The 25597-nt window shown below is 65.2% G+C and carries 32 protein-coding genes and 2 tRNA genes; 16 read left to right on the forward strand and 18 right to left on the reverse strand.

Annotated features, from left to right (window positions below):
- Positions 1-46 precede the first annotated feature (46 nt).
- Positions 47-120, forward strand: a tRNA-Arg gene (locus tag LY254_RS05465).
- 1 nt (position 121) lies between these two features.
- Here LY254_RS05465 and LY254_RS05470 read toward each other — a convergent pair.
- From LY254_RS05470 to LY254_RS05480, 3 genes are read right to left on the reverse strand one after another with little or no spacing between them, the layout of a single operon-like run.
- Positions 122-388: a hypothetical protein gene (locus tag LY254_RS05470; protein WP_010312920.1), complete on the reverse strand. Its 267-nt coding sequence runs from the start codon at positions 386-388 to the stop codon at positions 122-124.
- A gap of 42 nt (positions 389-430) precedes the next feature.
- A complete protein-coding gene (locus LY254_RS05475; protein WP_247479456.1) occupies positions 431-670 on the reverse strand; it encodes a hypothetical protein in 240 nt (79 codons plus the stop codon).
- A gap of 44 nt (positions 671-714) precedes the next feature.
- Positions 715-1725, reverse strand: a complete 1011-nt coding sequence (locus LY254_RS05480; RefSeq protein ID WP_029625987.1) for a DnaJ C-terminal domain-containing protein — start codon at positions 1723-1725, stop codon at positions 715-717.
- A gap of 147 nt (positions 1726-1872) precedes the next feature.
- On the opposite strand from LY254_RS05480, the gene LY254_RS05485 reads away from it, so the two are divergent.
- Positions 1873-2310: a hypothetical protein gene (locus tag LY254_RS05485; protein WP_247479458.1), complete on the forward strand. Its 438-nt coding sequence runs from the start codon at positions 1873-1875 to the stop codon at positions 2308-2310.
- Here the strand turns inward: LY254_RS05485 and LY254_RS05490 are convergent.
- Complete coding sequence (locus LY254_RS05490; RefSeq protein ID WP_247479459.1) at positions 2280-2534, reverse strand: Nif11-like leader peptide family RiPP precursor; 255 nt, start codon at positions 2532-2534, stop codon at positions 2280-2282. The two genes, LY254_RS05485 and LY254_RS05490, sit on opposite strands and share 31 nt — an antisense overlap.
- A 63-nt stretch (positions 2535-2597) precedes the next feature.
- Between LY254_RS05490 and LY254_RS05495 the strand changes: the two genes are divergently transcribed.
- Together LY254_RS05495 and LY254_RS05500 are read left to right on the forward strand one after the other, a co-directional pair.
- Positions 2598-2798, forward strand: coding sequence for a hypothetical protein (locus tag LY254_RS05495; protein ID WP_247479461.1), 201 nt, complete (start codon positions 2598-2600; stop codon positions 2796-2798).
- Between the two features lie 145 nt (positions 2799-2943).
- Positions 2944-3597: a hypothetical protein gene (locus tag LY254_RS05500; RefSeq protein ID WP_247479464.1), complete on the forward strand. Its 654-nt coding sequence runs from the start codon at positions 2944-2946 to the stop codon at positions 3595-3597.
- A 76-nt stretch (positions 3598-3673) separates the two neighbouring features.
- Here the strand turns inward: LY254_RS05500 and LY254_RS05505 are convergent, their stop codons facing one another.
- Entirely contained in the window at positions 3674-4264 is a 591-nt protein-coding gene (locus tag LY254_RS05505; protein WP_247479466.1) for a DUF3747 domain-containing protein, read from the reverse strand.
- Between the two features lie 433 nt (positions 4265-4697).
- Positions 4698-5138, reverse strand: a complete 441-nt coding sequence (locus LY254_RS05510; RefSeq protein WP_247479469.1) for a VOC family protein — start codon at positions 5136-5138, stop codon at positions 4698-4700.
- A 315-nt stretch (positions 5139-5453) separates the two neighbouring features.
- Here LY254_RS05510 and LY254_RS05515 point away from each other — a divergent pair, with 315 nt between their 5' ends.
- The 4 genes from LY254_RS05515 (at position 5454) to LY254_RS05535 (ending at position 8875) form a co-directional block, all read left to right on the forward strand.
- A complete protein-coding gene (locus tag LY254_RS05515; RefSeq protein ID WP_247479471.1) occupies positions 5454-5624 on the forward strand; it encodes a hypothetical protein in 171 nt (56 codons plus the stop codon).
- A 39-nt stretch (positions 5625-5663) separates the two neighbouring features.
- Positions 5664-5867 (forward strand): hypothetical protein, encoded by a 204-nt coding sequence (locus LY254_RS05520; RefSeq protein WP_010312939.1) that lies wholly within the window; start codon positions 5664-5666, stop codon positions 5865-5867.
- Positions 5868-6337: 470 nt separating this feature from the next.
- The gene (locus tag LY254_RS05530; RefSeq protein WP_247479473.1) at positions 6338-7516 is read left to right on the forward strand and encodes a class I SAM-dependent RNA methyltransferase; all 1179 of its coding nucleotides are present in this window, start codon (positions 6338-6340) and stop codon (positions 7514-7516) included.
- A gap of 21 nt (positions 7517-7537) precedes the next feature.
- Entirely contained in the window at positions 7538-8875 is a 1338-nt protein-coding gene (locus LY254_RS05535; RefSeq protein WP_247479475.1) for a cation:proton antiporter, read from the forward strand.
- Here the strand turns inward: LY254_RS05535 and LY254_RS05540 are convergent.
- Positions 8841-9251, reverse strand: a complete 411-nt coding sequence (locus LY254_RS05540) for a phage holin family protein (RefSeq protein WP_247479477.1) — start codon at positions 9249-9251, stop codon at positions 8841-8843. The genes LY254_RS05535 and LY254_RS05540 overlap by 35 nt on opposite strands.
- Positions 9248-9748, reverse strand: coding sequence for a hypothetical protein (locus LY254_RS05545; RefSeq protein ID WP_247479478.1), 501 nt, complete (start codon positions 9746-9748; stop codon positions 9248-9250). Before LY254_RS05545 ends, LY254_RS05540 begins: the two co-directional genes overlap by 4 nt.
- A gap of 91 nt (positions 9749-9839) precedes the next feature.
- Here LY254_RS05545 and smc point away from each other — a divergent pair, with 91 nt between their 5' ends.
- Together smc and LY254_RS05555 are read left to right on the forward strand one after the other, a co-directional pair.
- The gene (gene smc / locus LY254_RS05550; RefSeq protein WP_247479480.1) at positions 9840-13445 is read left to right on the forward strand and encodes a chromosome segregation protein SMC; all 3606 of its coding nucleotides are present in this window, start codon (positions 9840-9842) and stop codon (positions 13443-13445) included.
- A 35-nt stretch (positions 13446-13480) separates the two neighbouring features.
- Positions 13481-14407, forward strand: coding sequence for a PRC-barrel domain-containing protein (locus tag LY254_RS05555; RefSeq protein WP_247479483.1), 927 nt, complete (start codon positions 13481-13483; stop codon positions 14405-14407).
- A 9-nt stretch (positions 14408-14416) separates the two neighbouring features.
- Here the strand turns inward: LY254_RS05555 and msrB are convergent, their stop codons facing one another.
- From msrB to LY254_RS05570, 3 genes are all read right to left on the reverse strand, one after another.
- Positions 14417-14818, reverse strand: coding sequence for a peptide-methionine (R)-S-oxide reductase MsrB (msrB, locus tag LY254_RS05560; protein WP_247479485.1), 402 nt, complete (start codon positions 14816-14818; stop codon positions 14417-14419).
- A gap of 29 nt (positions 14819-14847) precedes the next feature.
- Complete coding sequence (locus LY254_RS05565; protein WP_247479487.1) at positions 14848-16131, reverse strand: glycosyl transferase; 1284 nt, start codon at positions 16129-16131, stop codon at positions 14848-14850.
- Between the two features lie 19 nt (positions 16132-16150).
- Positions 16151-16232: transfer RNA gene (locus tag LY254_RS05570), tRNA-Leu, on the reverse strand.
- A gap of 212 nt (positions 16233-16444) precedes the next feature.
- Between LY254_RS05570 and accC the strand changes: the two genes are divergently transcribed.
- Positions 16445-17797 (forward strand): acetyl-CoA carboxylase biotin carboxylase subunit, encoded by a 1353-nt coding sequence (gene accC / locus LY254_RS05575; protein WP_010312998.1) that lies wholly within the window; start codon positions 16445-16447, stop codon positions 17795-17797.
- Here accC and LY254_RS05580 read toward each other — a convergent pair.
- Positions 17794-18078: a YggT family protein gene (locus LY254_RS05580; RefSeq protein WP_050778398.1), complete on the reverse strand. Its 285-nt coding sequence runs from the start codon at positions 18076-18078 to the stop codon at positions 17794-17796. The two genes, accC and LY254_RS05580, sit on opposite strands and share 4 nt — an antisense overlap.
- Before the next feature lie 137 nt (positions 18079-18215).
- Here LY254_RS05580 and psbX point away from each other — a divergent pair, with 137 nt between their 5' ends.
- The 4 genes from psbX to LY254_RS05600 all read left to right on the forward strand — a co-directional run bounded on the left by psbX (position 18216) and on the right by LY254_RS05600 (position 20323).
- Positions 18216-18338 (forward strand): photosystem II reaction center X protein, encoded by a 123-nt coding sequence (gene psbX / locus LY254_RS05585; protein WP_010313012.1) that lies wholly within the window; start codon positions 18216-18218, stop codon positions 18336-18338.
- A 76-nt stretch (positions 18339-18414) separates the two neighbouring features.
- Positions 18415-19296 carry a Ycf66 family protein gene (locus tag LY254_RS05590; RefSeq protein WP_247479489.1) on the forward strand — a complete coding sequence of 294 codons (882 nt, stop codon included), beginning with the start codon at positions 18415-18417 and terminating at the stop codon, positions 19294-19296.
- A gap of 5 nt (positions 19297-19301) precedes the next feature.
- On the forward strand, positions 19302-19844 hold the full coding sequence (locus tag LY254_RS05595) for a Tol biopolymer transporter periplasmic protein (protein ID WP_247479491.1): 543 nt from the start codon (positions 19302-19304) through the stop codon (positions 19842-19844).
- Entirely contained in the window at positions 19841-20323 is a 483-nt protein-coding gene (locus LY254_RS05600; RefSeq protein ID WP_247479492.1) for a hypothetical protein, read from the forward strand. The genes LY254_RS05595 and LY254_RS05600 overlap by 4 nt, the downstream gene beginning before the upstream one ends.
- Positions 20324-20330: 7 nt before the next feature.
- On the opposite strand, the gene LY254_RS05605 is transcribed toward LY254_RS05600, so the two are convergent.
- From LY254_RS05605 to LY254_RS05615, 3 genes are read right to left on the reverse strand one after another with little or no spacing between them, the layout of a single operon-like run.
- Entirely contained in the window at positions 20331-20513 is a 183-nt protein-coding gene (locus LY254_RS05605) for a chlorophyll a/b-binding protein (RefSeq protein ID WP_371820521.1), read from the reverse strand.
- 7 nt (positions 20514-20520) lie between these two features.
- Complete coding sequence (locus tag LY254_RS05610; protein WP_247479496.1) at positions 20521-22512, reverse strand: ABC transporter ATP-binding protein/permease; 1992 nt, start codon at positions 22510-22512, stop codon at positions 20521-20523.
- A 38-nt stretch (positions 22513-22550) separates the two neighbouring features.
- Entirely contained in the window at positions 22551-22913 is a 363-nt protein-coding gene (locus tag LY254_RS05615; RefSeq protein WP_247479498.1) for a histidine triad nucleotide-binding protein, read from the reverse strand.
- A gap of 50 nt (positions 22914-22963) precedes the next feature.
- Here LY254_RS05615 and LY254_RS05620 point away from each other — a divergent pair, with 50 nt between their 5' ends.
- The gene (locus LY254_RS05620) at positions 22964-24493 is read left to right on the forward strand and encodes a YifB family Mg chelatase-like AAA ATPase (RefSeq protein ID WP_247479500.1); all 1530 of its coding nucleotides are present in this window, start codon (positions 22964-22966) and stop codon (positions 24491-24493) included.
- On the opposite strand, the gene LY254_RS05625 is transcribed toward LY254_RS05620, so the two are convergent.
- The 3 genes from LY254_RS05625 to LY254_RS05635 all read right to left on the reverse strand — a co-directional run bounded on the left by LY254_RS05625 (position 24490) and on the right by LY254_RS05635 (position 25522).
- The gene (locus tag LY254_RS05625; protein ID WP_010313022.1) at positions 24490-24633 is read right to left on the reverse strand and encodes a hypothetical protein; all 144 of its coding nucleotides are present in this window, start codon (positions 24631-24633) and stop codon (positions 24490-24492) included. The genes LY254_RS05620 and LY254_RS05625 overlap by 4 nt on opposite strands.
- Positions 24634-24736: 103 nt before the next feature.
- Positions 24737-24907, reverse strand: coding sequence for a 30S ribosomal protein S21 (gene rpsU, locus LY254_RS05630; protein ID WP_010304532.1), 171 nt, complete (start codon positions 24905-24907; stop codon positions 24737-24739).
- Positions 24908-24955: 48 nt separating this feature from the next.
- The gene (locus LY254_RS05635; protein ID WP_247479502.1) at positions 24956-25522 is read right to left on the reverse strand and encodes a DUF3747 domain-containing protein; all 567 of its coding nucleotides are present in this window, start codon (positions 25520-25522) and stop codon (positions 24956-24958) included.
- Positions 25523-25597: the final 75 nt, after the last annotated feature.

Raw genomic sequence — 25597 nt, forward strand, 5'->3', positions numbered from 1 at the left:
CCACCATAGAAGCCTTGGCTCAGCTGGCACAATGCGTCAGATCCAAGCTCCCTTAGCTCAGCTGGATAGAGCAGCTGCCTTCTAAGCAGCCGGTCGTTGGTTCGAATCCAACAGGGGGCGTTTAGAGCTCGTACTCCTCTTCAAAACGCGCCATCAGGCCGTTGTAGAGCGCGAGGGTGCCCTCGGTTTCCTCGCAGAAGCCCTTGACCCGGTAGGCCTCGATCAGGTGGGAGAGCGAGGCGTGCACCTGGGCGAAGGCCTGGGCGAATTCGTTCTGAATATCTTCATCGCGGATATCTCGGATCTTGGCGGTCATCAACTCAACCTTCCTCTGAGCGACGACCATCGCGGCCTCCATCTCTTTGTTGAGTTTCCGGCGCTTCGCCATCAATCCCGCTCTGGTTGAGCCCCACATCTACACCAGGGGGCGCTAGCGGTAGGGGATGCAATCGAATCCGCGAGAGGTCTTGCCATCACTGGGTGCTCCCGCCACCCAACGGTGTCCCGTTGCAATGCAGGCCTTCAGGGTCGGCATCGGGACCTTGGTCACGGCCACGTCCTTGGGGCCGACCTTGTGGGGCTCAAAGGTGGAGCGCACCAACCAGGCCTCGTAGGCCATCGCCGCCGGCGCAGAGGCCCAGAGCAGACAGCCCAGCAGGAGACGCTTCACGGCGATGCAAGTGCTCGGCGCACCCTGCCATAGACGCCCCTGGGTTACAAACGAGCGGCGCTGATCCAATCGGCTCGGGGGTCACTGCTGCGCGCTGCCCGCAGCTGCTCCAGCAACTGCCGCTCCTGGTCGCTGTAGCGCGCCGGTTGCTTCAGGCTGAGGCTCAGCAGCAGGTCACCGCGACCTCCCTTGACCGGCCAGCCCTTGCCCTTGAGCCGCAGGCTCCGGCCGACGGCCATCGCCGGGGGCACCGTCACCGTCGCTTCTCCATCCGGCGTGGCCACGCGCACCTCACCGCCCAGGGCCAGCTCATCGAGGCTCAGGGGAAGATCCGCCTTGAGCTGGTCTCCGTCGAGGGTCCAGACCGGATGGTCCTGAACCTGAAGGGTGAGGTAAAGGTCGCCGCGGCGGCCAGTTCCAGGCTGAAGGTTGCCCTTGCCCTTGAGGCGCAGGCGACTGCCGGGCTTCACACCGGCGGGAATGCGCACCTGAACGCGCTCGTCATTAACCGCCAGGGTGCGCTCGCAGCCGCGGAAGGCCTCCGAGAAGGTCAGGTTGATGCTGGCCTCGGCATCGAGGTTCACCGGCGCCGCCTGACGGCCCGGGGCACCGGCAAAGCCGCCGCTGCCAAAGCCGCCGGGGAAGCCTGAGCCAAACCCGCCAAAGCCGCCAGGGGCGCCACCAAAACCACCACCCTGGAATCCGCCAGCCCCACCGCCGGGCCCGCCAAAGCGGCCCAGCAGGTCATTGACGAAGTCATCGAAATTGCCGTAGCGGCCGAAATCGACATCGACACCGCCTGGGCCTGGGCCAGCGCCGGCTTGACTCCAGTACTGCCCGAATTGCTCGTAGCGGCGACGCTTATCGGGGTCAGAGAGCACCTCATAGGCCTCACTGACTTCCTTGAATTTCGCCTCGGCGCCCTTATCCCCGGGATTCACATCCGGGTGGTACTGGCGCGCCAACTTGCGAAAGGCCTTCTTGATCGCGTCCGCATCAGCGCCACGCTCAACGCCCAGAACCTTGAAATAGTCGCGGTAACCGTTGGCGCTCATCGCAGCAGCTGGGAAGGACCGATCAACGGCACCCTCAGTGTCCCAGCAGCGGGGTGGATTGAGCGAGGGGGAAAACAGGCGGAAGGCCGAACGCGTGACCACCTCCGCCATCGCCCTTAGGGTGCGGCCACCTGTTGTTCAAGCACCATGGCTGGCCCCCGCAGCGTCCAAGTCCTGGGACGCCTGGCCCTGAGCCTGGGGCTGCTGCTCAGCACACCGGCACTACGACCTGCGGCCCAGGCCGCCGAAGAGCAGCCCGCGGCCGCTCGCCCCTCCACGGCTCGGCAACAACAGTTGGCCAAACACCTCAAGGCCCAGGGGTTTGTGGTCTATGGAGCCTGGTGGTGCCCCCACTGCAACACCCAAAAAGAACTCTTCGGCGTGGAGGCCATCGAACTCCTGCCCTACGTGGAGTGCGACAAAGAAGAGGAGGGCCGCAAGCGCTGCATGGCCGCCAAGGTCCGCGCCTATCCGACCTGGGACTACCAGGGCGAGCGGCGTGAAGGGGTGATGTCCCTGGAGGAACTGGAGGTCTGGAGCAGCTTCTCGGGCGCTCAGTCCGAGTCGGCCACCCCAAAACAGTGAATCAGGGCATCACCCCAGGTGTTCACCCGTTGAAGCTGAGCGTCATCGGCTTTGGATAGCGCCTCGCCATGGGCTCTGAGCACCGCCGGTTTGCTCAGGCTGAAGCCATGGCTCTGGGCGATCGAGAGGATGTCATCCACACCCGTCGCGGCGTGGATGCGGTCGCGAATGGCCTGGTTGTTCCCCACCTTGGACAGGAACGCTTTGAGATCAGCGGCAGACACGCAGCGCAGCGCGAGATTCCTCTCCATGCTGAGTACGACGCCCTGATTTGGCTGCATCGGCCCATGAAATTGCACGTCGCCAATGCGGTCGCGGTCTCCCTGCTCTCGACGGCCGTCTTGGTGCTGGCCTTCAAGGACAACCAGTGCACGACTCCCGCCCCAGCCACAGCTCCTCAAGCGGCGACGAGTCCCGCACCACGGCCAGCCGTCAACGCCCCAGCCCCCCAGAGACCCCGCGCTCAGCGGGAGCTGGGGAAGTTTTAAAGCGCCTATTTCTTTAGCCGTCGCAAATTGAGACCAACGTCACCTCAGACCGTGGCGTCCCTCAACAACTTCAACCCCCAACCGGGCGAGCTTGTGATCAGCGGGGAACACATCCCCCTCTCCTCACTCCTCACACGCTCCTCCCATGACCTCCCTCTCCTTCTTCCGTCAAGGCTTCACTGGCATCACCGCCGCTGCACTTGCCGGCTCCTCCCTCCTGGCCATCACCACCAACGCTCAAGCCGCTTCCCTCGATTACGACTGCTTCTCTCGGCAAACCGGTGAGCTGCTCGTCAAGTCCGCCATCGACATGACCAGCCTTGATCTCGCCTGCCTCGCCAGTGCAGAGGCCATGGTCCAAGGACAACACAACCCCAACCTCAACGTCGTCTACACCACCCAACCCGCTCCCGTTCAGTCCTCCTCCTCGGGAGAAGCCTTCCTCGGTGGCGTCGTCGGCGGCATCCTCGGTGGCGTCATTGAAGGCTCCATGAACCGTGACCGCTCCTACGACCACGGCTACGACCATGGCCATGGCGGTCGTCCAGGCGGCGGCAAAAAAGGCGGACGCATCCACATCCCCCAAGGGCCCAAGAGCACCGTCTACCGCAAACAACCCGGTATCCCTGGCCTTCCTGCCCTTGGCAAAAAGTCGGACACCCTTTCCGCCAATCGCTTCTCCGGTCTTTCGAACATCCCCAACCGGAGCATCAAAGGCCTTGGTAATAGCAACCTGCTCAAGGTCAACCGCACGGCTCCTCTGCAGCGCATCCAACCCCTCGGTGGCCTCGGCCTCTAAAACCCACCCACCCACTCCAAAGCCCCCAGCCGCTACGCGGACTGGGGGCTTTCTCTTACGGCCTTAACTCCGGCGCTCAGTTCACCCCGGCGCGAGCAACAGCCTGATCAGCGCTCTGCCGGTACAGATACAGATGACCCAAACCGCGGTTCCCGTACTGACGACGGCGCAGTTCCCAGCCCGGCTCAAAGCTCAGCTTCAGGAAACCAGCTCCATCGCCGCCGGCACGCGCCACCACATAGCTCGCCGCCCCCTCGCGGCCACTGCTTGAGATCGCCATCAGCTTGACATCGCCCTCTTCCTTCACAACGCTCAATCTGTAGCTCGTGCCCTTGTCCTCATTGCCAATCCGCACCGAGTAGCCGTTGCTGTCGACATAGCGGCTGCAGATCCCGCTGAAATCAAATTCGCTCAGCAGCGGATTCACAACCGTCGGGCTTCCTGCATGCTCCTTAAAGCAAGGACGCTTCTGCGACACCTGCTCGTAGATGTTCAGCTGTGAGCGCGCACTGCTGCCGATGGGTGCTGCGACCATCACAAAGTTCTGCTCGATCACCGGCTGCGCCGTAAACACCGAGGCCTCCGCCGCAGGTGCCAGGGCACCCGTGGCGCTCAATCCCATCACAACAGCGGCGGCGGCGCGGGCGGGAAAGCGAGTGCTGAACATCGATCTCTGGAGGTTGCGGGAGGGTGATCTCCTCGATGCATTTACCTTTCCAGAAACAAAATTCCCCCGCCGGATCCAGCTCAACCATCCCTGTGACCTTGCTCACAGCCGGCAATAACAAAGCCGGCACCCAAGGGCACCGGCTTCGAGCAATGGATTCGGTCGGAGCTTCTGAAGGAGGCACACCTGGGGCCAAGGATCCAGGTGTCAAGCGGTGGGTCTCCTGGGGCACCTCAGGCGGTGCAGATGGAGTGCCGTCAAAACTGACGGCCCGCTCACAAGCGGTAGAAGACTGTTGGAGCAGGGACCTTCGGTCAGCTCGCTCCTGAGGACTGGTTCGGTGGAGTGTCGGTCACATCCGCCTCCGAGATCGATGGGCCCAGCATCGGACCGCCCCAGGCTCTGGGCAATCCGAGTTAATGCCCATTGCCCCTCAGCGCAGGTCCTGGTCGCCGACCTGGGACTGATCCCTGCAGCCCAACACCGCTTCGCTGTGGGTGTAGTGCTTGAACTCCAGCCAGTTGGCACTGGGATCCTGAACAAACAGGGTGTGATGCTCCAGCGGACCACCGGAGTAGCGGCACTTGGGGGGCACAGAGAAGAGGCAGCCCCTGCGCTCCAGCTGCAGCCTCAGCTGCTCCCAACGGGTGAAGGTCTCAAAGACCAGCCCGAAATGTCGGGGATAGATCCCAGGCTGCCCCGGCTCCAGAAGCTGGGGCGTGTTTTGCAAGACCAACTGGTGGCCCTGGAAATCAAGAATCGAGGCCTGCTCACTCCTGCGCCCGGGCTGGCAGTCCAAGGCCTGGACGTACCAGTCATGACTGCGTTGCAGGTCAATCGCTGGAATCGAGAGATGAAAGCAAGGCCGAACCACGGCGTGCCCCTAAGCCAGGACGGGCCTGGAGAAACGGCCGTTGCAGGCTTTCCAGAACTGGGACTGGGGACTCAGCACCGCCCCATGCAGGCTGCAGAACCCATGGCAGCTCGGATCACCCTTGACGAAGGGGCAACCAGAACAGTGCAGCTGCAATTGGCAACGCAGAGACGCCAACTGCAACTCTCCCCTGGAGCCATGGGCTGGCACAGCGTGGGGGGAATGAAACACGGACTGGATCCCTTGAAGCGCGTGCCCCCGGTCTAGGAACGCTGCTCCAATTCGGCCAACCCAAAGGAGCGAACGCAAACACCGGTGGCAGCAGCCAGCCGCGATGGCTACGACAGAACCAGTCGAAGCGATGCGGTGGAAGACGGACTCCTTGGACTCGCAGGGCTCGTGATACTCCTGGCCCTGGCCGGTTTTGGCCTGCAGGAACTGGCGGTTGAACTGAGAAATGCCCAGGATCACCCCACCACAGAGTGAAGCCGCAGCCGCCTGGGGCGATCAGGCGCTAGAGGTGGGATGGATGCCGCCCAATCCATGGCCCTTCAACGACTGCGCTCGATCAAAAAGCGCCTGATGCAATCAATGGACCGCCTCACCCAAGGGGGATCCAAACGGGCCTACACCAAAAAAGTCCTCAGCCAGAAAAGCCAGGAGGCCTACGAAGTCGTCTGTGGGGTGGCCGGCTGCGTTCTCAAAAAGAAAGACGTCTCCAAGTCCTGAGTAGACGTACCCATGGCAACCCCTACCGGGAGCGCTTCGATGGGCTCGGCAAATGGGAACCTCAACCGCGGCTGGGAATCCGCGGTTTTTTTTATGGCCAGCGAGCTGAAGCACCGCATGAAGAAGGGGCCTCCCAGCCCCCATGGATCATTTGGTTGATAAGGCTGATCTGACCCCATCTCCCTTAATTAGGGTCAGGCAGCCACAGGGGCGGTCTGACGGGAGAAACGAACGATGTTGTTCGCTGTTACGGGTTCGCTCTTACCGAGCAGGCTTCAGTCACCCTCCTCATGCCCCGTCGAAACCATTGCAGCCCCTTGAAGTGGAGCTGAGCGGAATCGAACCGCTGTCCGAAACACTGGTGTGAGCCACCTAGTCCGGTCGAGACCGGACCCCCTCATTCTGCAGGGTCAACGCACAATGGGAGAGGCCTCCATCGAGGAGGACAACCGCCCCAGTCGATTGAGGTCATGACAGAGGCCTGGCAGCGGCAACCGGTCAAACGCCTCGCCAAGAGCGGCTTGATCCGAGGGATCGCGGTGCTCCCCCAGGGCCTTGAAGAAATTGGCGCCGAAGAGCTGATCAAGCTCGGCGCCAAGCAGGTACAACCCCTGCGGCGCGCCGCGGCCTTTGAGGCGGACATGGCCTGCCTCTATCGGCTCCATCTTCAATGCCGCTATCCCTTCCGCTTCCTCCGGGAGATCGCGCGGTTCCCCTGCCATGACCGCGAGTCGCTCTACGACGGCATTCAGAACGCCCTGGACTGGGAGCGCTGGCTGCACCCTTCGATGAGCTTCCGCGTGGATGTCAGCGGCAGCAATCCCGGTCTGAGCCACAGCCACTACACGGCGCTGCAGGTCAAGAACGCCGTCGTCGACCTGCAGCGTGACATCTGGGGCGAACGCTCCTCCGTGGATCTCGAGGAGCCCGACCTCTCCCTCCACGTCCACCTCAACCGCCACGAGGCGCGGCTCAGCCTCGATGGCTCTGGCGGCAGCCTCCATCGCCGCGGCTACCGCAGCGCCATGGGCCTCGCCCCCCTCAAGGAAAACCTGGCCGCCGGCCTGATCCGGCTGACGGGCTGGGATGGATCCATCCCCTTGGTCGATCCCCTCTGTGGATCGGGGACACTGCTGATCGAAGCCGCCAGCTGGGCCCTCTCCCAGGCCCCAGGCCTGCATCGCCCCTTTGCCCTCGAGGGCTGGGCGGACTTTGACGCCGAGCTCTGGGACGAGGAGCAGCGCCGGGCCCAATCGCGGGAGCAACCGCTGAGCACGCTGCCGCTGCTGCTGGGCTGCGAACAGAACGCCAGCGTGGCGGAGCAAGCCAGACACAACGCCCAGGCCGCAGGACTCGCTGAAGCCATCACCCTCCAAACCGGCGATTTCCGCACGCTCGCCCTGCCCAGCGGCCCGGGGGTCCTCGTCTGCAATCCGCCCTATGGCGAGCGCATTGGCGAGCGCGATGAACTCGAGCAGCTCTATGCCGATCTGGGGGCCATGGTGAAAGAGCGCTGCAGTGGCTGGAGCCTTTGGCTCCTCAGCGGCAACCCGGAGCTGACCGGCGCCCTACGCATGAAAGCCAGCCGGCGCATTCCGATCAGCAACGGAGGCATTGATTGCCGCTGGCTCCACTACGAAATCCGTTAAAGCCAGCCCTAGGCTCCTGCCATGAGTCACTGGATCACACCCCTCCTCGCCAGCAGCCAGGGGTTAATGACGATCCCCCTCGAGATTCAACTGCTCTTCATCGGAGCGGTCTATCTGGGCACGCTGATCATCAGCCGCTTCTCGATTCGAATTGGGATTCCCGCTGTTCTTGGGGTTCTCTTCTTAGGCCTGCTAATCAATCTTCAGGTTCTCGATATTCATCCATCCGAGGTCGAACGGCTTCAGACCTTCTCGCTGGCCCTACTGCTGTTTTATGCCGGACTGAAAACCGACACCCAGGCCATTCGTGGCTTCCTCAAATACGGCCTCGTCCTGGCCATTGCCGGGGTCGCCGTCTCCACCCTGGTCCTGGGTGCTGCGATCGTCTGGCTGACCTCCCAAAGCGGGGCGGCCATCACCCCGGGGCTCAGCAATGCCATCCCCCTGGGAGCAGCCCTTCTCGTGGCCGCCTGCCTGGGTTCCACCGACGCCGGAGCCACCCTCGGGGTCCTGCGTCAGGTCAAACGGCATGTGCCGAAAAATGTTCAAGATCTGCTCGAATTTGAGTCTTCCGTCAACGACCCATCGGCGCTGATTTTGTTCAGCATCGCCGCCAGTCTCTTCAGCGTTGGAGCGCAAGGACAAGCACTCCCGGAGGTTGTCATTAGCGGCTTCTCAAGCCTGTTGCAAAAAATCGGTTCCGGAGTCCTGGTGGGCCTGGGATTTGGTTATGTCGCCCGCATGATGATCAACCGCCTGGTGGTCGACCGGGAGCAACTGCTCATCGTGGCGATCTCCATCGCCTTTATGGATTACGGCTGCACACAAATTCTGGGCGGATCGGGCTTTGTCGCGGTTTATATAACCGGTCTATTGATGACCAATGAGCACTACCAACGCCCCGAGATCAACCACCAAACGATTCAAGAAGTGCTGCTGCCGTTCAACACCATGACGGAGATCAGCATCTTTTTCATCTTTGGTCTGCTGGTGAATCCAACCCACCTGCTGCCAGCCCTACCGGCCGGTCTGGCCACCGCCGCGGTCCTGATGCTCGTCGCCCGTCCCCTGAGCGTCCTGATCTTTCAGCGGCTCTCGCCCTTCAGCCTGAAGGAGTCCTTATTGATCGCCTGGTGCGGCCTACGCGGAGCGGTCCCCCTGGCTCTCTCCTTCAACGTCATGGGCGCCATCCCGTTATTGCGGGGAGTGCCCAGCGACGCAGCCGCCAGCGTCCTGGCCCAGAACTGCCAGGGGATCGTTTTCATCACGGTGATCCTCAACCTCAGCCTGCAGGGACTCTCCCTGCCGGGCCTCTGCCGCTGGCTCAGCGACCAACCAACGCCCGAGTCGTCTTCGTGAGACCCGCCAAGGTTTCGGGCAGGTAGGGGCCCTTGGTCATCAGGCCACCGATCCGCAGGAACACAGCACTCAGCAGCAGGTTCACCGCCATCAAGCCCAGGGCGGAGTGGATCCAGCTCCAGCCCCAGTTCTGATGCAGCCAGAAGAGCAGCGCCACATCGGCCGCCAACCAGGCCATCAACAGCGCCGAGAGGCCCGCCATCAGCAGCACGACCCCGCCAATCAAACGGCGCTTCTCGCGGTCGGCCTCCTTCAGGGCGATCCGGACATGCAGGTCCATCACCGAGGCCACCAACCCCGTGATCCGGGAGGCCGCCTTCAAGGGGACACCACGCCGCGGGGCGTCCTGCGAAGAAGAGGAGTCGGAGCTGGTCATGACGAACGGCGGCCGGAGAGCAACAGACCGAGCAGCAGCCCCACTCCAGCAGCCAATCCCAAAGCCATCAAGGGGCGCTCCCGCACCGGTTTTTCGATGCGAGGCCGCAAGTTGGCATTGAGGTCATCGAGCAGATGCTCCAGCTGCTCCTCCAGCGGCCGCAGGGAATCCGCCCACTGCTGGGCCTGGTCCTCGCCCACCGTCAGCAGATCCAGCAACTGCTCCTTGACTCCCTCACTGGTGCGGCCGGTCTGCCGGGCAATCACCTCCACCACGGTGTCCAGGCTGCCCCGCGTGGCCTCCAGGGTGTGACGGGCGACGTCTGGCCACTCCCGCTGGATCGTCGGCAGAAACTGCTCGAAGCGCTCTCGAAACAAGCTCGCCACCGGCGAGAGGGGCTCGGTCTCAGGCGCCTCCTCCGGCTCGATCTTGGCCCGCCAGGGCTGCTCCTGCACGGGCTCCTGGGGGACACCGTTGCTGGTCGTGCCTGAGTCCATGGAGCCGTGGGACAGCCACCACACCGTAGTGACCATGCCTTGAAATCGACAGAGGGTCGGCTACCTTTCTGGTGCTCGACGCTCGGGCCTGTTGGTTCACATCAATCAGGTAGAGCTGACCCACTTCAAGTCCTTTGGCGGATCGATGTCGATCCCACTGGACGAGGGGTTCACGGTGGTCACCGGCCCGAACGGCTCGGGCAAAAGCAACATCCTCGATGGGGTCCTCTTCTGCCTGGGCCTCGCCAGCAGCCGCGGCATGCGGGCGGAGCGACTGCCCGACCTGGTCAACAGCTCCAAGCTCAAGCAGGGCAAAGCGGCCGAAACGGTCGTCTCCGTTCGTTTCGACCTGAGCGACTGGCAGCCCGATGAGGCCGAACAGGGTCTCGAGGCACCCGAAGAGGGCCCCTGGATCAAACCCGGGCAAACCGAGTGGACCGTCACCCGCCGGCTGCGCATTGCCCCCGGCGGCACCTACGCCAGCACCTACAGCGCCGACGGCATCCCCTGCAATCTCCAGCAGCTGCAAACCCAGCTGCGGCGGCTGCGGGTGGACCCGGAAGGCAGCAACGTCGTCATGCAGGGCGACGTCACCCGCATCGTCTCGATGAGTTCCCGCGACCGCCGGGGAATCATCGATGAGCTCGCCGGGGTGGCCCTCTTCGACTCCCGCATCGAGCAGACCCGCTCCAAACTCTCGGACGTGCAGGACCGGGAAGAGCGCTGCGCCATCGTCCAGCAGGAACTGCTGGTCTCCCGGCAAAAGCTCGAGCGGGACTGCGCCAAAGCCCGCACCTACCAGGAGCTGCGGGAGCGCTTCCAGCGGGGCCGGCTGCAGGAGCAGGTGCTCGGGTTCGAGCAGGCCGAGGCCCAGTTCAAACAACTGCAGAGCCGCCAGGAGGCGCTCAAGCGCCAGCAAGAGAACGAGCGCCAGAGCGTCAGCGAAGGTCGAAGCACCCTCGAGACCGCCTCCAAAGCCCTCGACGCCCTGCAGGCCGAGGTCAAAGCCCTTGGGGAAGATCAGCTCCTGGCGGTGCAGTCCGAGCTCGCCGGCCTGGAGGCCAGCGCCAGGGAACTCAGCCGCCAGGCGGAGAAACACCAACAGGGCGCCGAGGAACTCCAGCGTCAGCGCATGGAGCTCGGCCGCCAGCAAGCCGACCTCAAGCAGCAGCAAAGCCAGCTCAACAGCGCGGACGATCAGGCCAGCCTGGAGGAGGCCGAAGCGGGTTGCCGCACTGCCGAAGCCGCCGTCGAACTCTCCCGCCGTCGCCTGGGGGAAGTGGCCGGCCGCAGCGGCAGCTGGCTGGAAGAGCAAAAGCAGCGCAGCCGCCAACGCCAGGAGCTCCAGGCCAAGCTCTCCCCGCTGCAGGCCGAACAGCAGCAGCTCGTCGAGCGCCTGCGCCAAGAGCAGGAACGCCTGGGAGAACTGCAGGAGCAACTGCAACAGGACGCCGCCAGCAGCGATGGGGTTTCCAGCTCCCTCACCGCCCTGGAGGACGAGTGGCATCAACTGCTCGACGAGCTCAAGGCCCAGCAGACCCGCGCCCAGGAGCTCGCCGAAGCCCTCGCGCTGCAGCAGCGCACCCGCCAACGGCTCGAGCAGGAGCAGGTCAGCCTGGAGCGAGACATCGCCCGGATGGAGTCCCGGCGGGAAACCATCCAGGAAAGCCGCGGCACCGGAGCCCTGCGCCTGCTTCTCGAGGCTGGACTGGAGGGCATCCACGGCCCCGTCGCCCAACTCGCCGAGGTGGAGGAAGCCCATCGCCTCGCCCTGGAGGTGGCCGCCGGCGCCCGCCTTGGCCAGGTGGTGGTCGATGACGACCGCATTGCCGCCCGGGCGATCGATCTACTCAAGAGCCGCCGGGCGGGTCGCCTGACCTTCCTGCCCCTCAACAAGATCCGTGGCGGGGGCGGGGCCATGCGCAACGGCGCCGCCTTTGAGCGCGGTGGCGCAGCCGTGGGCGGCGACGGTCTGGTGGGGCGGGCCGTGGAGCTCGTGCGCTTTGAGCCCGTCTATGGCGAGGTCTTCCGCTACGTCTTCGGCGACACCCTGGTCTTCCGGGATCTCGCCAGCGCCCGCCGCGAACTGGGCCGCTGCCGCGCCGTCACCCTCGATGGCGAACTGCTCGAGAAGAGCGGGGCCATGACCGGGGGGAGCCTGCAACAGCGGGGCAATCAACTCAGCTTCGGTGCCGCCAGCGACGCCGACGAAGCCGAACCCCTGCGCCGGCGTCTGCTGGAGCTCGGGGAAACCCTGCTGGCCAGCAAGCGCAAGGAATCCGAGCTCGGACGGGCCCTCGAAGAACTGCGGCCGCAGCTCAGCCGGCTGGAGCAACGCAAGGCCGCCCTGGACGCCGAGCGCACGGCCGCCCAACGGGCCAGCGGCCCGCTGCAGGAGCGCCGCAATCAGCTCAGCGCGCGGATCCAGCAGATCGAGACCGACCTGGGCGGCGGGCAGCAGCGCCTGCAGGCCATCGCCACGGAACTCACCCCGCTGCAGCAAGCCCTGCAGCAGTTAGAGGCCAGTGAAGCCAGCGCCCAAGCCAGCGGCGACAGCGAGCGCTGGCAGGGCCTGCAGCAGGAACTCGAGGCCGCCGATGCCGCCCTGACCCAGGCCAGACAGGAACGCGACAACCTGCTGGCCGCGCGCCGGGAGAGGGGACTGGCCGCCGAGCGGGTCAGCAGCCAACTCCAAGCCCTGGGCGGGGAAGAGCAGCGGCTCGCCCAGGCCGTCAATGCCCTGATCGCTGAGCGCACCCAGTGGAAGGAGCAGCAGCAGGCCGATCAACAGAAGCGCAGCGCCCTCGAGGCCAAGCAGCAGGAGCTGCAAACCCGCTTTGGTGAGCGGCGCCGCGCCCGCGATGAAGCCGAGGCCCAACTCGCCAAGCAGCGCCAGGCCCTGCAACAACAGGAATGGGAACTGCAGCGCCTGGGCGAGGAACTCCTGGCCCTGGCCGAGGAGGAGCGCAGCAGCGGCGGCCGGCTGGAGCAGCTGCAACGGGAGCTCCCCGATCCCCTGCCTGAGATCCCCGAGGAGGTGCGCAAGAACGGCCTCGAGGCGCTTCAGGCCGAGCTCAAGAGCCTGCAGCAGCGCATGGAGGCCCTCGAGCCGGTCAACATGCTTGCCCTGCAGGAGCTCGAAGAACTCGAGACGCGGCTGGCGGACCTGCAGGAGCGACTCGACGTCCTCTGCAAAGAACGCGAGGAGCTACTGCTGCGCATCGAAACCGTGGCCACCCTGCGCCAGGAGGCCTTCATGGAGGCCTTCAACGCCGTCGATGAGCACTTCCGCGACATCTTTGCCGGCCTCTCCGACGGCGAGGGCTTCCTGCAGCTGGAAAACCAGGAGGCTCCCCTCGAGGGCGGCCTCAACCTGGTGGCCCACCCCAAGGGCAAGGCCGTGCGCCGCCTGGCCTCCATGAGCGGCGGCGAGAAGTCCCTGACGGCCCTGAGCTTCCTCTTTGCCCTGCAGCGCTTCCGCCCGTCGCCCTTCTACGCCCTTGATGAGGTCGACAGCTTCCTCGATGGCGTGAACGTCGAGCGGCTCGCCGCCCTGATCGCCCAGCAGGCCGATGCCGCCCAGTTCCTGGTGGTCAGCCACCGCCGTCCGATGATTGGTGCCGCCACCCGCACCATCGGTGTGACCCAAGCCCGCGGGGCCCACACCCAGGTGGTGGGATTACCCCCGGCGGCCTAACCAAGCTCCGACAGGTTTTCGGTCACAATGCGCCCATGACAAGCACTCCACCCGGAAGCGACCCAGCGGCCACCCCCAGCGACCGCCTCTGGCTGCGCTCGGAGCTCATGGGCACCCAGGTGATCACCCGGGACACCGGCCGGCGTCTGGGTGTGGTGGGTGAAGTTGTAGTGGATATCGACCGCCGCGAGGTGGTCTCCCTGGGCCTGCGGGACAACCCGCTCACGCGTTTTCTGCCGGGCCTTCCCCGTTGGATGCCCCTGGAGAGCATCCGCCAAGTGGGCGATGTGATCCTGGTGGATTCGGCTGACTCCCTCTCTGAGAACTTCGATCCGGACCGTTATTCCCGGGTGATCAACTGCCAGGTGATCACCGAATCCGGGGAGCAGCTGGGCCGCGTGCTGGGCTTCAGCTTTGACATCGAGACCGGCGAACTCACCACCCTGGTGCTCGGAGCCGTTGGTGTCCCGCTGCTCGGCGAGGGGGTGCTCAGCACCTGGGAGCTGACCGTTGAAGAGATCGTCAGCAGCGGTCCCGATCGGATCATTGTTTATGAGGGCGCCGAGGAAAAGCTCAAGCAGCTCGGCACCGGCCTGCTCGAGAAGCTCGGCGTCGGTGGCCCCAGCTGGGAGCAGGAGGAACGCGAGCGCTATCGCCTGAACATGGTTCCCGTCGAGAACCAACTGGCCGCGGGGCAACCCACCGCCCAGGAGGAGCAGCGCCGCATCGAGCCGGCCACCAACCGCCGCTTCGAACCGGAAGAGGACTACGACTACGTCGAGGTGGAGCAGCGCCGCGAACGCGAGCCCCTGCGCCAGCGCCGCTATCTCGATGAGGAGCCCGCACCGCGCCGCTATGTGCGCGATGAGTCGCCCCTGGACGTCGAGCCCTATGAGCCCTTCGACGAGCGGGCACCCCTGCCGCGGCGGCGGGAGCCCTCCGGCGGCGGCGATCCCTGGTGAGGGAAGGGCCTAGCCCTTCTCCTCCTCAAAATTCAGGGACGCGGAATTGACGCAGTAGCGCAGCCCAGTGGGGGTGGGGCCGTCATTGAAGACGTGACCCAGGTGGGCATCGCAGTTGGCGCACTTGATCTCGGTACGGACCATGCCGTGGCTGGTGTCCGAGTGGGTGCTGATGGCGCCCTCCTTGGCCCCATCCCAGAAGCTCGGCCAGCCGGTGCCGGAGTTGAACTTGGTCTCAGAGCTGAACAGCTCACTGCCGCAGCAGACGCAGCGGTACATCCCCTTGGCCTTGTTGTCCCAGTAGATCCCGGTGAAGGCCCGCTCGGTCCCGCCCATGCGGGCCACCTGGAACTGCTCAGGGGTGAGCTTCTCGCGCCATTGCTCGTTGTCGTGCTGGGCGGCGTCAGCCATCGCTTGGAAGCCTGGGAAACCCGCTCAAACTAGGCAGCGCCAGCAGAAGGCGGCGGCAGCAATTCCCGCACCATCCCAGCCAGAGCCGCCACGGCCCCGGGCTGCCCCCGCAGGCTGCGCAGGTCCTCCCGCATCCCCTCCAGGCGCTGCGGATGGGCCAACCAATCGGCGGCCTCAGCGGCGATCTCCTGGGGTGTGATCGCCCCGACCCGCTCGGGCACCACCTGGCGGCCTGCGGAGATATTGGGCCAGGCCAAGAAGCCGTGGTTGCGCATCCGCCAGGCCGTCAAGGCCGCCCCCAGCAGCCAACGCAGGAAGGGCAGGCGGGCCAGGATTCCAATGCCCCCATCCCAGGCCTGCATCACATGCAAGTGCTGGGTCGGCACCAGCACGATCATCGGCACCCCCAGGGCACCCAACTCCGCGGTGTTCGCCCCGACGGTGGTCAAGGCCAGTTGGCATTGACTCAGCACCCCGTGGGCTGGCTGCTCCTCCACCAAGCAAATCCGCGAGCCAGCGGGGGTCACCAAGTCAGAGCCCTCCAGCACCGGCTCACCCGAGCCGTAGTGCTGCGCGATCGGATTCGCCGCACTGCCGTAGGCCAGCAGCTCCTCAACACTGGTGGTCGGAGCCACCGGCAGCAGAAAGCGGATACCCGGCCGCTGGGCCGCCAGACGATCAGCGGCCTCCAGCAAAAACGGCACGCCCACCTGCAACTTGGCGCGTTTGGAACCGGGCATCAACGCCACCCATTCCCCCTGGGGCAAGGGGCGCTCGGAGCGCGCGGCCTCCGAGAGATCCGCCATCAGGTCACCGACCACCTGGCAGCGGGGTTGCCAACGCCGCGCCAGGCGATCCGCCGCCGCCGGCCCCATGGCCGCAATCCGGTCGTTCCAGCGGGGCCAGCGCGCCACCCATTCGGCATAGGTGATGTGGCGATAGCCCAGGCGCGCTGAGAGCAGCACGGTCCAGAACTGATCGCCCCCAAGGAACACCACAACGCCACGACGGGGCCAATGGCCCAAGCGCTGGGGCCTGAGCAACAGGCTCCAGAAGCGCTTGGCCGGACTGATCCGCTCAAACAAGCCCATCCGATCGGCCACCTGGTGCTCAATGCCCGTGGCATTGGGGCAGGGCACCAAGACCAACTGCAGGGCCATCGGCGCCCCAGGCGTCAGGGGCCGCAGGGGCAACTCACGGTGCAACCGCTGGGCCAGGGGCCGCACCCAGGTGGCCAGCTCACCAGGTCCATTGCAGACCAGGACGATGCAGGCATCGCCGTGTGGATTGGGCTCAGCGGCGGCAGGCTTCACGCTGCGGAGCTCTGAACGATGCGGATGGCGAGACTTGAACTCGCAAGACCGAAGTCACACGCCCCTCAAACGTGCGTGTCTACCAATTCCACCACATCCGCGTGGTAGTGAGCGTCCAAGCCAAAACGAAGTCCTGGTCTGGAATCTCGGGGGGAGTCCACCACCGAAAAACGGTGGCGTGAGGGGTGCAGCACTGATGCACTGCCCAGGCAATATACCCATCGCCTGACCCCGCCCAGCAAGGGGATGGGCCCAGTCATCACTGATACAGTCCACCCGGCCCGCCCTGCCGGATTCGCCGGACTGCCACTGGATGCCCATCGGCAAACTGCTGATCGCCAACCGCGGCGAAATTGCTCTTCGGATCCTGCGCAGCTGCCGGGAATTAGGAATCCCCACCGTCGCCGTCTACAGCACGGTCGACCGCAACGCCCTGCACGTCCAGCTCGCTGATGAAGCGGTCTGCATCGGCGATGCACCCAGCAGCAAGAGCTACCTCAATATCCCCAACATCCTGGCGGCCGCCACCTCCCGGGGTGCCGATGCGATCCACCCCGGATACGGCTTCCTGGCGGAAAATGACAAGTTCGCCGAGATCTGCGCTGACCACGGCCTGACCTTTGTCGGACCCTCGCCGGACTCCATCCGCTCGATGGGCGACAAGTCCACGGCCAAGGCCACCATGCAGAAGGTGGGCGTTCCCACCATCCCCGGCAGTGAAGGGCTGCTGGAGAACGTGGATGAAGCCAGGACCCTGGCGGAATCCATGGGCTATCCCGTGATGATCAAAGCCACCGCAGGTGGCGGTGGCCGCGGGATGCGCCTGGTCCCCTCAGCGGACCAACTCGACAACCTCTTCAAGGCCGCCCAGGGCGAAGCGGAAGCCGCCTTTGGCAACCCCGGCCTCTACATGGAGAAATTCATCGACCGGCCCCGGCACGTCGAAGTGCAGGTGCTGGCCGACCGCCACGGCAATGTCGTCCACGTCGGGGAGCGGGACTGCTCAATTCAGCGGCGCCACCAAAAACTGCTGGAAGAGGCCCCCAGCGTCGCCATCAATGCTGAGCTGCGTCGCCGCATGGGAGACGCCGCGGTCGCGGCAGCCCGCACCATCGGTTACGAGGGCGCCGGCACCGTGGAGTTCCTGGTGGATCGCACCGGCAACTTCTATTTCATGGAGATGAATACCCGGATCCAGGTGGAGCATCCCGTCACCGAGATGGTGAGCGGGGTCGACCTGATTGCCGAGCAGCTGCGGATCGCCGGCGGCGAGCCCATCTCCTTTAGCCAAGAGGAGATCAAACTCACGGGCCATGCGATCGAGGTCCGCATCAACGCCGAGGACCCGCGCCAGAACTTCCGGCCCGCCCCCGGCAAGATCACCGGCTGGCTTCCCCCCGGCGGCCCAGGCGTCCGTTTCGATAGCCACGTCTACACGGGCTATGAGATCCCACCCTTCTATGACTCCCTGATCGGCAAGCTGATCGTCTGGGGTAAGGATCGCGACCACGCCCTCAAGCGGCTCAAGCGCGCCCTGGCGGAATGCGCCGTCACCGGCATTCCCACCACGATCGAATTCCACCTGCAATTGCTGGAGCGCCCGGAATTCATCTCCGGCGACGTCCACACCAAGTTCGTGGAGCAGGAGATGCTGCCGAACGGCTAGGCCGGCAGCACGCTCAGGCGCATCACCATCTGGGTCAAGAGGCCCTGCTGACCCACCAGCAGCTCGCGGATCAGGCTGACTAGTCCGACCCAGATCACCGGGGTGACATCGACGCCGCCAATCGGCGCAATCAGCTTGCGGCTCAGCGCCAAAACCGGCTCAGTCGGGACGGCCACGATCCGCAAGACACCCTGGCTGAGATCGACCTGGGGATACCAGGTCAGGACGATCCGGAACAGGAACAGCAGGGTCCAAGCCGACAGCAACAGGCCCAGGCCCATGGTGAAGGGGGGCAGCACCAGACGGAGCAGTTCCAGGCTGGAGCCATCGGGTCCCGTCACAAAGCTCTAAGCAGCTGCTCCGCAATCGTAGGAAGTTGCCATCACTGCCTAGGATTGCCCGCGGATTCGGCACTGTCATGACCCCTTCCCTCGCCAATTTTCTGAGCAGCCTTGTCTGGGGCGCCGTGATCGTGGTCATCCCTGTGGCAGCCGCCGTGATCCTGATCAGCCAGAACGACCGCGTTGATCGCAAGCTCTGATCCCTCTGCGGGACTGCTGCGGCAGCTGCTGGCCTCGACGCCGGGCCTACAGTGACCTGAAAGGGCAAATCGATCTGTGGTTAACGCCAGCCTGAATTGGGCCAGCATTGTCGGGATCGTGCTGGCCGTCGGCGGGGCTCTCCTCTACTTCATGAGGAGCTTCAAGCCGGCTCTGGCCCGCGACTATGACGTGTTTTTTGCCGCCGTTGGGCTTCTCTGCGGCGGCATTCTCTTTTTTCAAGGCTGGCGCCTTGATCCGATCCTCCAGTTCGGTCAGTTCCTGCTGGCCGCTACCACCGTCTTCTTCGGCTACGAGAGCGTGCGGCTGCGTGGCGTGACGACGGAGCAGGCCCGCCGCTCGTCCTACTTCGACGACGACGAGGAACCCGCGCCCCGGCCCCGCATGGGTGGTGGTCGCGATTTCCGTGATGACGCCGATCGTTTCGACGATCCTCAGCCGCTTCGGCGTCGGATTCGCTCCCGCGACGACAGCTACGGCGAGCGTGAAGAAGACGACTTCTACCGCCCCCGTCGTCCAGCCCGAGCAGCCATCCCCGAGCGGGCCGCCTCCCGCGATGACTGGCAGGGTCAGGACCGATCGGCACGCCCAGCGCGCGAACCCGAACAGTCCAGCCGCTTCCGCGCCGGTGGAGCCCAAGCTGGCTCAGCAGAATTCGGCAGCCGCCGCCAAGGCCGCGAGGAGATGCGCCGCGGCAGCCGCCCCAACAGCCGGCCCGAGGAGATGCCCCGCTCCAGCCGGCGCGGCAGCCCCATGGGCTCCCCAGCTCCTGAAGGCAGCCGCAGCCCCAGCAATCCCGGCGTTCCCCAGGGCGCTCCCTATCAGGCCACCACAGCAAAACCTGACGCGGACGCCGGTGTGAGTGACGCTGAGTTCCGTCCCGTTCGCCCCGCCGCTGGCGGTGCCCCTCGCGACAACAGCTCCCGTTTCGACGACTGAGGCCCTTGCCCGCCAAAGCGTTGGTGCTGGCTGGCTTGCTGCTGCTGGCCATCGGCGGCTGCGGCCTGCGCCGCCAGAGCGCTAGCCCCCTGGGGCTCAACGGCGCTGAGAACCGCGAACAACCAGCGCTGAGCGGCGATGGTCGCCTTCTGGCCTCCCTGGTGGAGCGCGGCGGGCGCACCACCGTCCTGCTGCAGGAACGGCGGAGCGGCAAAGTTCTGCCCCTGCGCCACCTAAAGCGGCATCAACCCCACAGCTCCCCCTCCCTGAGTTGGAACGGCCGTTACCTCGCCCTGCTGATCCAGCGGGGGGCGCGCCGGGAGGCGGTGATTGAAGATCGGGCCAGCGGAGCACTGCAGCCCCTCTTCCTGCCGGGCAACGCCGAACCCAGGCGGCTCAGCCTGGCCCCCGATGCCCGCCAACTGGCGGTGGAGCTCACCTCCCAGGGCAGCACCCGACTGCAGATCTACGACCTCAGCGGACTGCTGGAGCCGGACCTCGCCCCAGGGCAGCGCGAGAGCGGCGGCGGGCCAGGAGTCGAGCCTTGATCCGTCTTCTGCTCAGTGCTGGCGCGACGCTGCTGCTGCTCAGCGGCTGTGCTGGCGGACGTCTGCGCCCCCTGCCGGGACTGAACCAGCAGCTCAACCAACTGGGGCAGGGCCGGAGCCCCTCGCTGGCCGGGGGATGGCTAGCCCTGATCGCCGCCCGCGGCAATGGGCGCGTGCAGGTGCAGCTGATCGACGTCAACCGCCGCAACCCGGTCCCCTTACCGGGGCTGAATCGCCCCGATGCTCTACCGATCAGCGTTGCGGTCGATCAAAACGCTGAACGACTAGCGGTCGTGCGCCAACGGGAGGACCGCACGGAATTGGTGCTCTACAAGCGCAGCCTCCAGGCCATGCAGCTCCTGCCGATGGAGCCCGCCGGGGTTCCGCGCCAGGTCAGTTTCAGTGCCGATGGGCGCGTGCTGGCGGTGGAGGTCAGCCGCGGCGGGCTCTGGCAGATCGATCTCCTGGAGATTCCCTGAGGGAACCTCAGCCCACAAAACCAGCCCAGCGCAGGAAGGTCTCCCCACTGAGCGCCTCGACCACGAGGATCGCCACGAAACCAACCATCGCGAAGCGACCGTTCACCCGCTCGGCGTAGCCACTCCAACCAAAGGCAGGAGCGTCGTTGGTGGTGGCGCTGGTCGCAGGGACCTCGGGCGTCTCGGACATCGTCGGATCAGGCTCCTTGGCTGAAGTCATAGCTGGTGGCGGGAATCAGCTTCCATCCCCCCTGGCCATCGAGCTCGAGCACCAGGTCGTGGAAGCTCTTGAGGCTAGGGCGGTGACCCACGCTCACGAAGGCCATCTCCCGTTGGGAGAGCAGCTCATAGAGGTGCTTCTCGGTGGCCACGTCCAAGGCGCTGGTGGCCTCATCCAGCACGACAAAGCGCGGGGAATTCAGCAGCAAGCGGGCGAACGCCAGGCGCTGCTGCTCACCCAGGGACAGCAGCCGCGGCCAGTCCTGCTTGATGTCGAAATCCGGGTAGCGCTGCACCAAGGCCGACAGCCGCACCTCATTGAGGACACTGCGGAGGTGCTCATCGCTGAAGCGCTGGGGCTCCTGGGGATAGCAGAGCTGCTCCCGCAGGCTGCCCAAAATCATGTAGGGCTTCTGGGGGATGAACAGCAACTCCTGGTGGGGCGGGCGCTGGACCTCACCGCGGGCAGCGGGCCAAAGGCCACTGACCAGGCGCAGGAACGAGGTCTTGCCGCAACCGCTGGGGCCCACGACAAGCACCCGCTGCCCCGGCCCCACCTCCAAGCTGAGGTCCTCAATCAGACGCCGATCGCTGTTGGGGGGCACCAGATCCACGTGGCGCACCAACAGGGAACCCGAAGCTCCAGTACTGGATTGCTCCTCGCTCAAGCGCTGCTGCTGAGCGTTGACCTCACTGATGGCCTCGACCTTGCCCTGGAACCCCTCAAGTCGGCTGATGGACGCCGAGAAGGCCGCCAGGCGATCGATGTTGTTCACGATGAAACTCACCGAGAACAACACCTGGGAGAAAGCAATGCCGGACTGGGCAAAGACGCCGAAATCCACCTCCTTGGCGAAGTAAATCGGAGCGATCACCAGCCAGGGTAAAAAGCGCGAGAAGTAGTCATAGGAGCGCTGAATCACGCTGATCAGCGCCTCCCAAACAATGAGCTTGTTGTAGTTCTGGATCGCGCCACCCAGGCGGCGCTCCGCCTCCCGTGATTCCTGCTGTTCGCCGCGGTAGAACGCGATCGATTCGGCGTTGTCCCGAATGTGGACCAGGCCGTAGCGGAAGTCCGCCTCCAGCCTCAACTGGTCGTAATTCAGGGCCACCAACTTGCGGCTGGCGAAGATGATCACGGCGGTGCCGCCCAGGGAATAAATCAGCAGCCACAGGGCCAGGGTGGAGCTGATCGTCCAGAGCACAACGATGAAGCTCAGGAAGGTCAAGACAGCGGAGACCACCTCAACGCTGACGCTTAGGCTGGTGCCGGTGAAACTCGCAGTGTCCTGGGAAATCCGTTGGTCCGGGTTATCAATCTCTTCAGCCGCCTCATCATTGGGATTGAGGACGTAGTAAGCCCGATTGGTCAGATAGCGGCGCAACAGGCGACCACTGAGCCACTCCCGCCAGAGCAAACCCAAGCGGGGGATCAGGTAGCTCTGCAGAGCCCGAATCGGCAGGGCCAGCACCAGGCAAAAGGCATAGATCGCGACGATCTGCCAAAACTCCTCGACCTTGTAGGTGACGAGTGCGTTTTCAACGTTGCGGGCGACGTAGCTAATGCCGACGTTGATGCCGTTGATCACCAGAATCAGCAGGGTGATCACCCCCAGCAGCACCCAGGGGAGCCAGCGCCCCTGACGCAACTTGCTGCGCAGGGAGACAAAACTGCCGATCCCTGCGGCAAACAGCACCATCAAGATGGGGCCGGCGGGACTCGCCCAGAGGGCGGCGATCTGCTGGGGAACCCCCGGCAGGAAGCGGGCCTGGAACTCAGGGATCAGCGCACCGCTGAGGGCCAGCACCCCGCTGAGCAGCAGCAGGGTGCTACCGGCCACCACCGCGAGCAGCGCAACGATCAGCAGCAGAAACTGCCAACCGCTGGTCTCCTCGACGGGAAGGAAATAGGGCTGCGCCAGCCGCTGCAGCTTGATGAGCTGACGGCGGAAGGCCTGCAGGGGATTCATGACGGCGTTCAGATGCCGTCATTCTCGCCGCTGGGAACTCAGCCTGGAGGCCAAGCCAAGGGACGGCCACCAATCAGGTGCACATGCAGGTGAAAGACGGTCTGGCCGGCCTCCTCACCGCTATTGATCACCGTTCGAAAACAGCTCAATCCCTCCTGCTTCGCCACCTTGGCGGCCACCAGCAGCAGATGGCCCAGCAACTGCTCCTGGCTGGCCTCGGCCTCCGCCAGGTTGACGATGTGCTCGCGGGGGATCACCAGGACGTGCACCGGTGCCTGCGGAGCCACATCGCGGAAGGCCAGGCACTGCTCATCGGCATAGACCTGATCACAAGGGATCTCCCCCCGCAGGATGCGGCCAAAAATCGTGTCGTTGCTGGCGAGGTCAGCGGCGTCGGCCATGGGCTGGTGAAACAGCGGTGGAACGTCTATAGAGCGCTGTCCATGAGCCGATGCTGGCACGATCAAGCACCGCCGCGTTAGCGGGAATCGAGGCCTATCCCGTCCAGGTCGAGGTGGATCTCGCCCCGGGACTCCCGGCCCTGGTGATCGTCGGTCTGGCCGATGCAGCCGTTCAGGAATCCAGGGAGCGGGTGCGCTCGGCCCTGCGCAACAGCGGCCTACGGCTGCCCCTCTCGCGGGTCATCGTCAGCCTGGCGCCGGCCGACCGGCGCAAACAGGGCCCCAGCTTTGATCTCCCCATCGCCCTCGCCCTGGCCTGTGCCAGCGGGCAGCTCGAGCCCGCTCGACTGGAGGGGATCTGGTGTTGCGGGGAGCTGGGTCTCGATGGCCAGTTACGACCGATCCGCGGCGCCCTCTCCATCGCCCTGGCCGCCCAGCGGGCGGGGGCCCGGGCCCTGCTGGTCCCCCAGGCCAACGGCCCTGAGGCTCGCTTGATCAGCGGCCTGGAGGTGCGCCCAGTCAGCAGCCTGTGCGAAGCGCTCGAGGCACTGCAGCCGGACTACACCCCCAGCCCGCTGCAGCCCTCAAGCGACACACCACAGCCCACGCCGATTCCCGTGGACCTGCAGGAGATCCAAGGCCAGGCCCACGGCCGGCGGGCCCTGGAGATCGCCGCGGCCGGGGGCCATCACCTCCTGCTGGTCGGCCCGCCCGGTTGCGGCAAAACCCTGCTGGCCCAGAGCCTGGCCGGACTGCTGCCGCCCCTCAGCCCACCGGAGCAGCTGGAGATCACCCAGCTCTATTCGGTTGCAGGTGAACTGGAGCAGCTGGGCGGATTGATCCGCACACGGCCCTTCCGCAGCCCGCACCACAGCTGCTCCAGCGCGGCACTCCTGGGCGGCGGCAGTTGCCCAAGGCCGGGGGAATTGGCCCTGGCCCACCGGGGCGTGCTCTTTCTCGATGAGCTGGGGGAGTTCCGCCGCGATGTGCTCAATCAACTGCGGCAACCGCTCGAGCAGGGAACCCTCCGGCTCAGCCGGGCCAAGCAGCAGCTCCACTACCCCTGCTGCATCAGCCTGGTGGCCGCCACCAACCCCTGTCCCTGCGGCTGGTACGGCGACCCGGAGCACGACTGCAGCTGCACCACATCCGAGCGCCAGCGCTACTGGGGCCGCCTCTCGGGCCCGTTACTCGATCGCATCGACCTCCAGGTCGTGATGCAACGGGTGCCCGCGCAGGTCCTGCGGCAGGGCTACAGCGCCTCAAGCGCGCGGAGGCCGCCGGAATCGACAGCCTGCGCCTCCCAGCGCATCCAGCAGGCGCGCCTGCGCATGAAGCAGCGCAATCCAGGTGCAGGGAGCAACCACAGGCTCAGCGCCCGCGACCTGCGCGATACGGGCGCGTTCAGCCAGGACACGCTGGCCCTTTGGGAGCAGGTCATGGCCGCTCGGGCGCTCTCAGCCCGCAGCGGTCAGCGGCTACTGAGCGTGGCCCGAACGATCGCAGATCTCAACGGCGACGATCAGGTCGGGCCCCAAGCCGTGGCCGAGGCCCTGACCTACCGCAGCTTTACGGCCTAGTGCTTGTGGGGCGGGGTATCGCGATAGGGCTGAACGCCCACGTTGGGGGGCAGGTGCTGCCGCTCCTCGAGGGGATTGCCGAAGGCATTACCCACGCTCTTGCCAAACCAGCGGTTGATGGCACTGATTAACTGCTTCACAGCGCACCTCGACGGAGACCTTCTCCATCATTGGTAGCCATGAAAAAGCGGGAATCGGTGTTTCTACCGATTCCCGCAGGGACGCTTGGGCTGAAGCCGAGGCTCAGCGGCGGCGGCGGCGCTGTTGGGCTTTGCGCTTGTACTTCTCGACGGGGGTCTCGTGGTGACGCAGGCGCTTGAGATCGGCGAAGATCCCGGCCTTGGAGACCTGGCGCTTGAAGCGGCGCAGCGCCGACTCAATGCCCTCGTTCTCGCCGACGGTGACCTGGGTCATAAAACCGATCTAGGAATTTTGCAGTTTGAAGATGGTAGCAAGTGCTCTTCACCAGAGCCCTGGAACAGGAGCCTCAGGCGCTGGTTGATCACCGGTGGTCGCGGGCTGCTCCGCCACCGGCCAGCTGTCCCGGTAGATGTACACGTGCCCCAGGTTGCGTCCACCGAACTGGCGCCGCATCAACTTCCAGCCCGGCTCGGGCTGGAGCAGCAGGTAGTCGGTGTTTTGGCTGTGGCCGCCGCTGCGGGCAATCACCATCTCCGGCCCTGCACTCGGCTTGGAGGGGAACGCCATCAGCACGTTGTCCCCCTTCTCGCGCACAACACTGATGCGGTAGGTGCTGGCGAGGTCCTCCTCCCCAACCCGCAGGGAATAGCCATTGCCGTCGATGTAACGGCTGCAGATCCCCGTAAAGTCAAAACTGGAGAGCAGGGGATCGACCTTGACCGGCCCTTCCTCGGCCAGGGCAAAGCAGGGCCGGGTGTCCTTGCGCTGTTCGTAGATGTTCAGCTGAGCCCGCTCGCCGGTGCCGATCGGAGCCGCGACGATGACGAACTTGGTCTGGTCCACCTCCACAGCGTCAAACAACGCTTTGGCCTGCACGCCGCCAGCCATCAGGCCGGCAAGCGGAAGCAGGGCAGCCAGGGATCGGACCAGAGAAAACACAGAGTCGCTTGGGTTGGCAGGGGC

The organism is Synechococcus sp. NB0720_010, assembly GCF_023078835.1.
GTDB lineage: Bacteria > Cyanobacteriota > Cyanobacteriia > PCC-6307 > Cyanobiaceae > Vulcanococcus.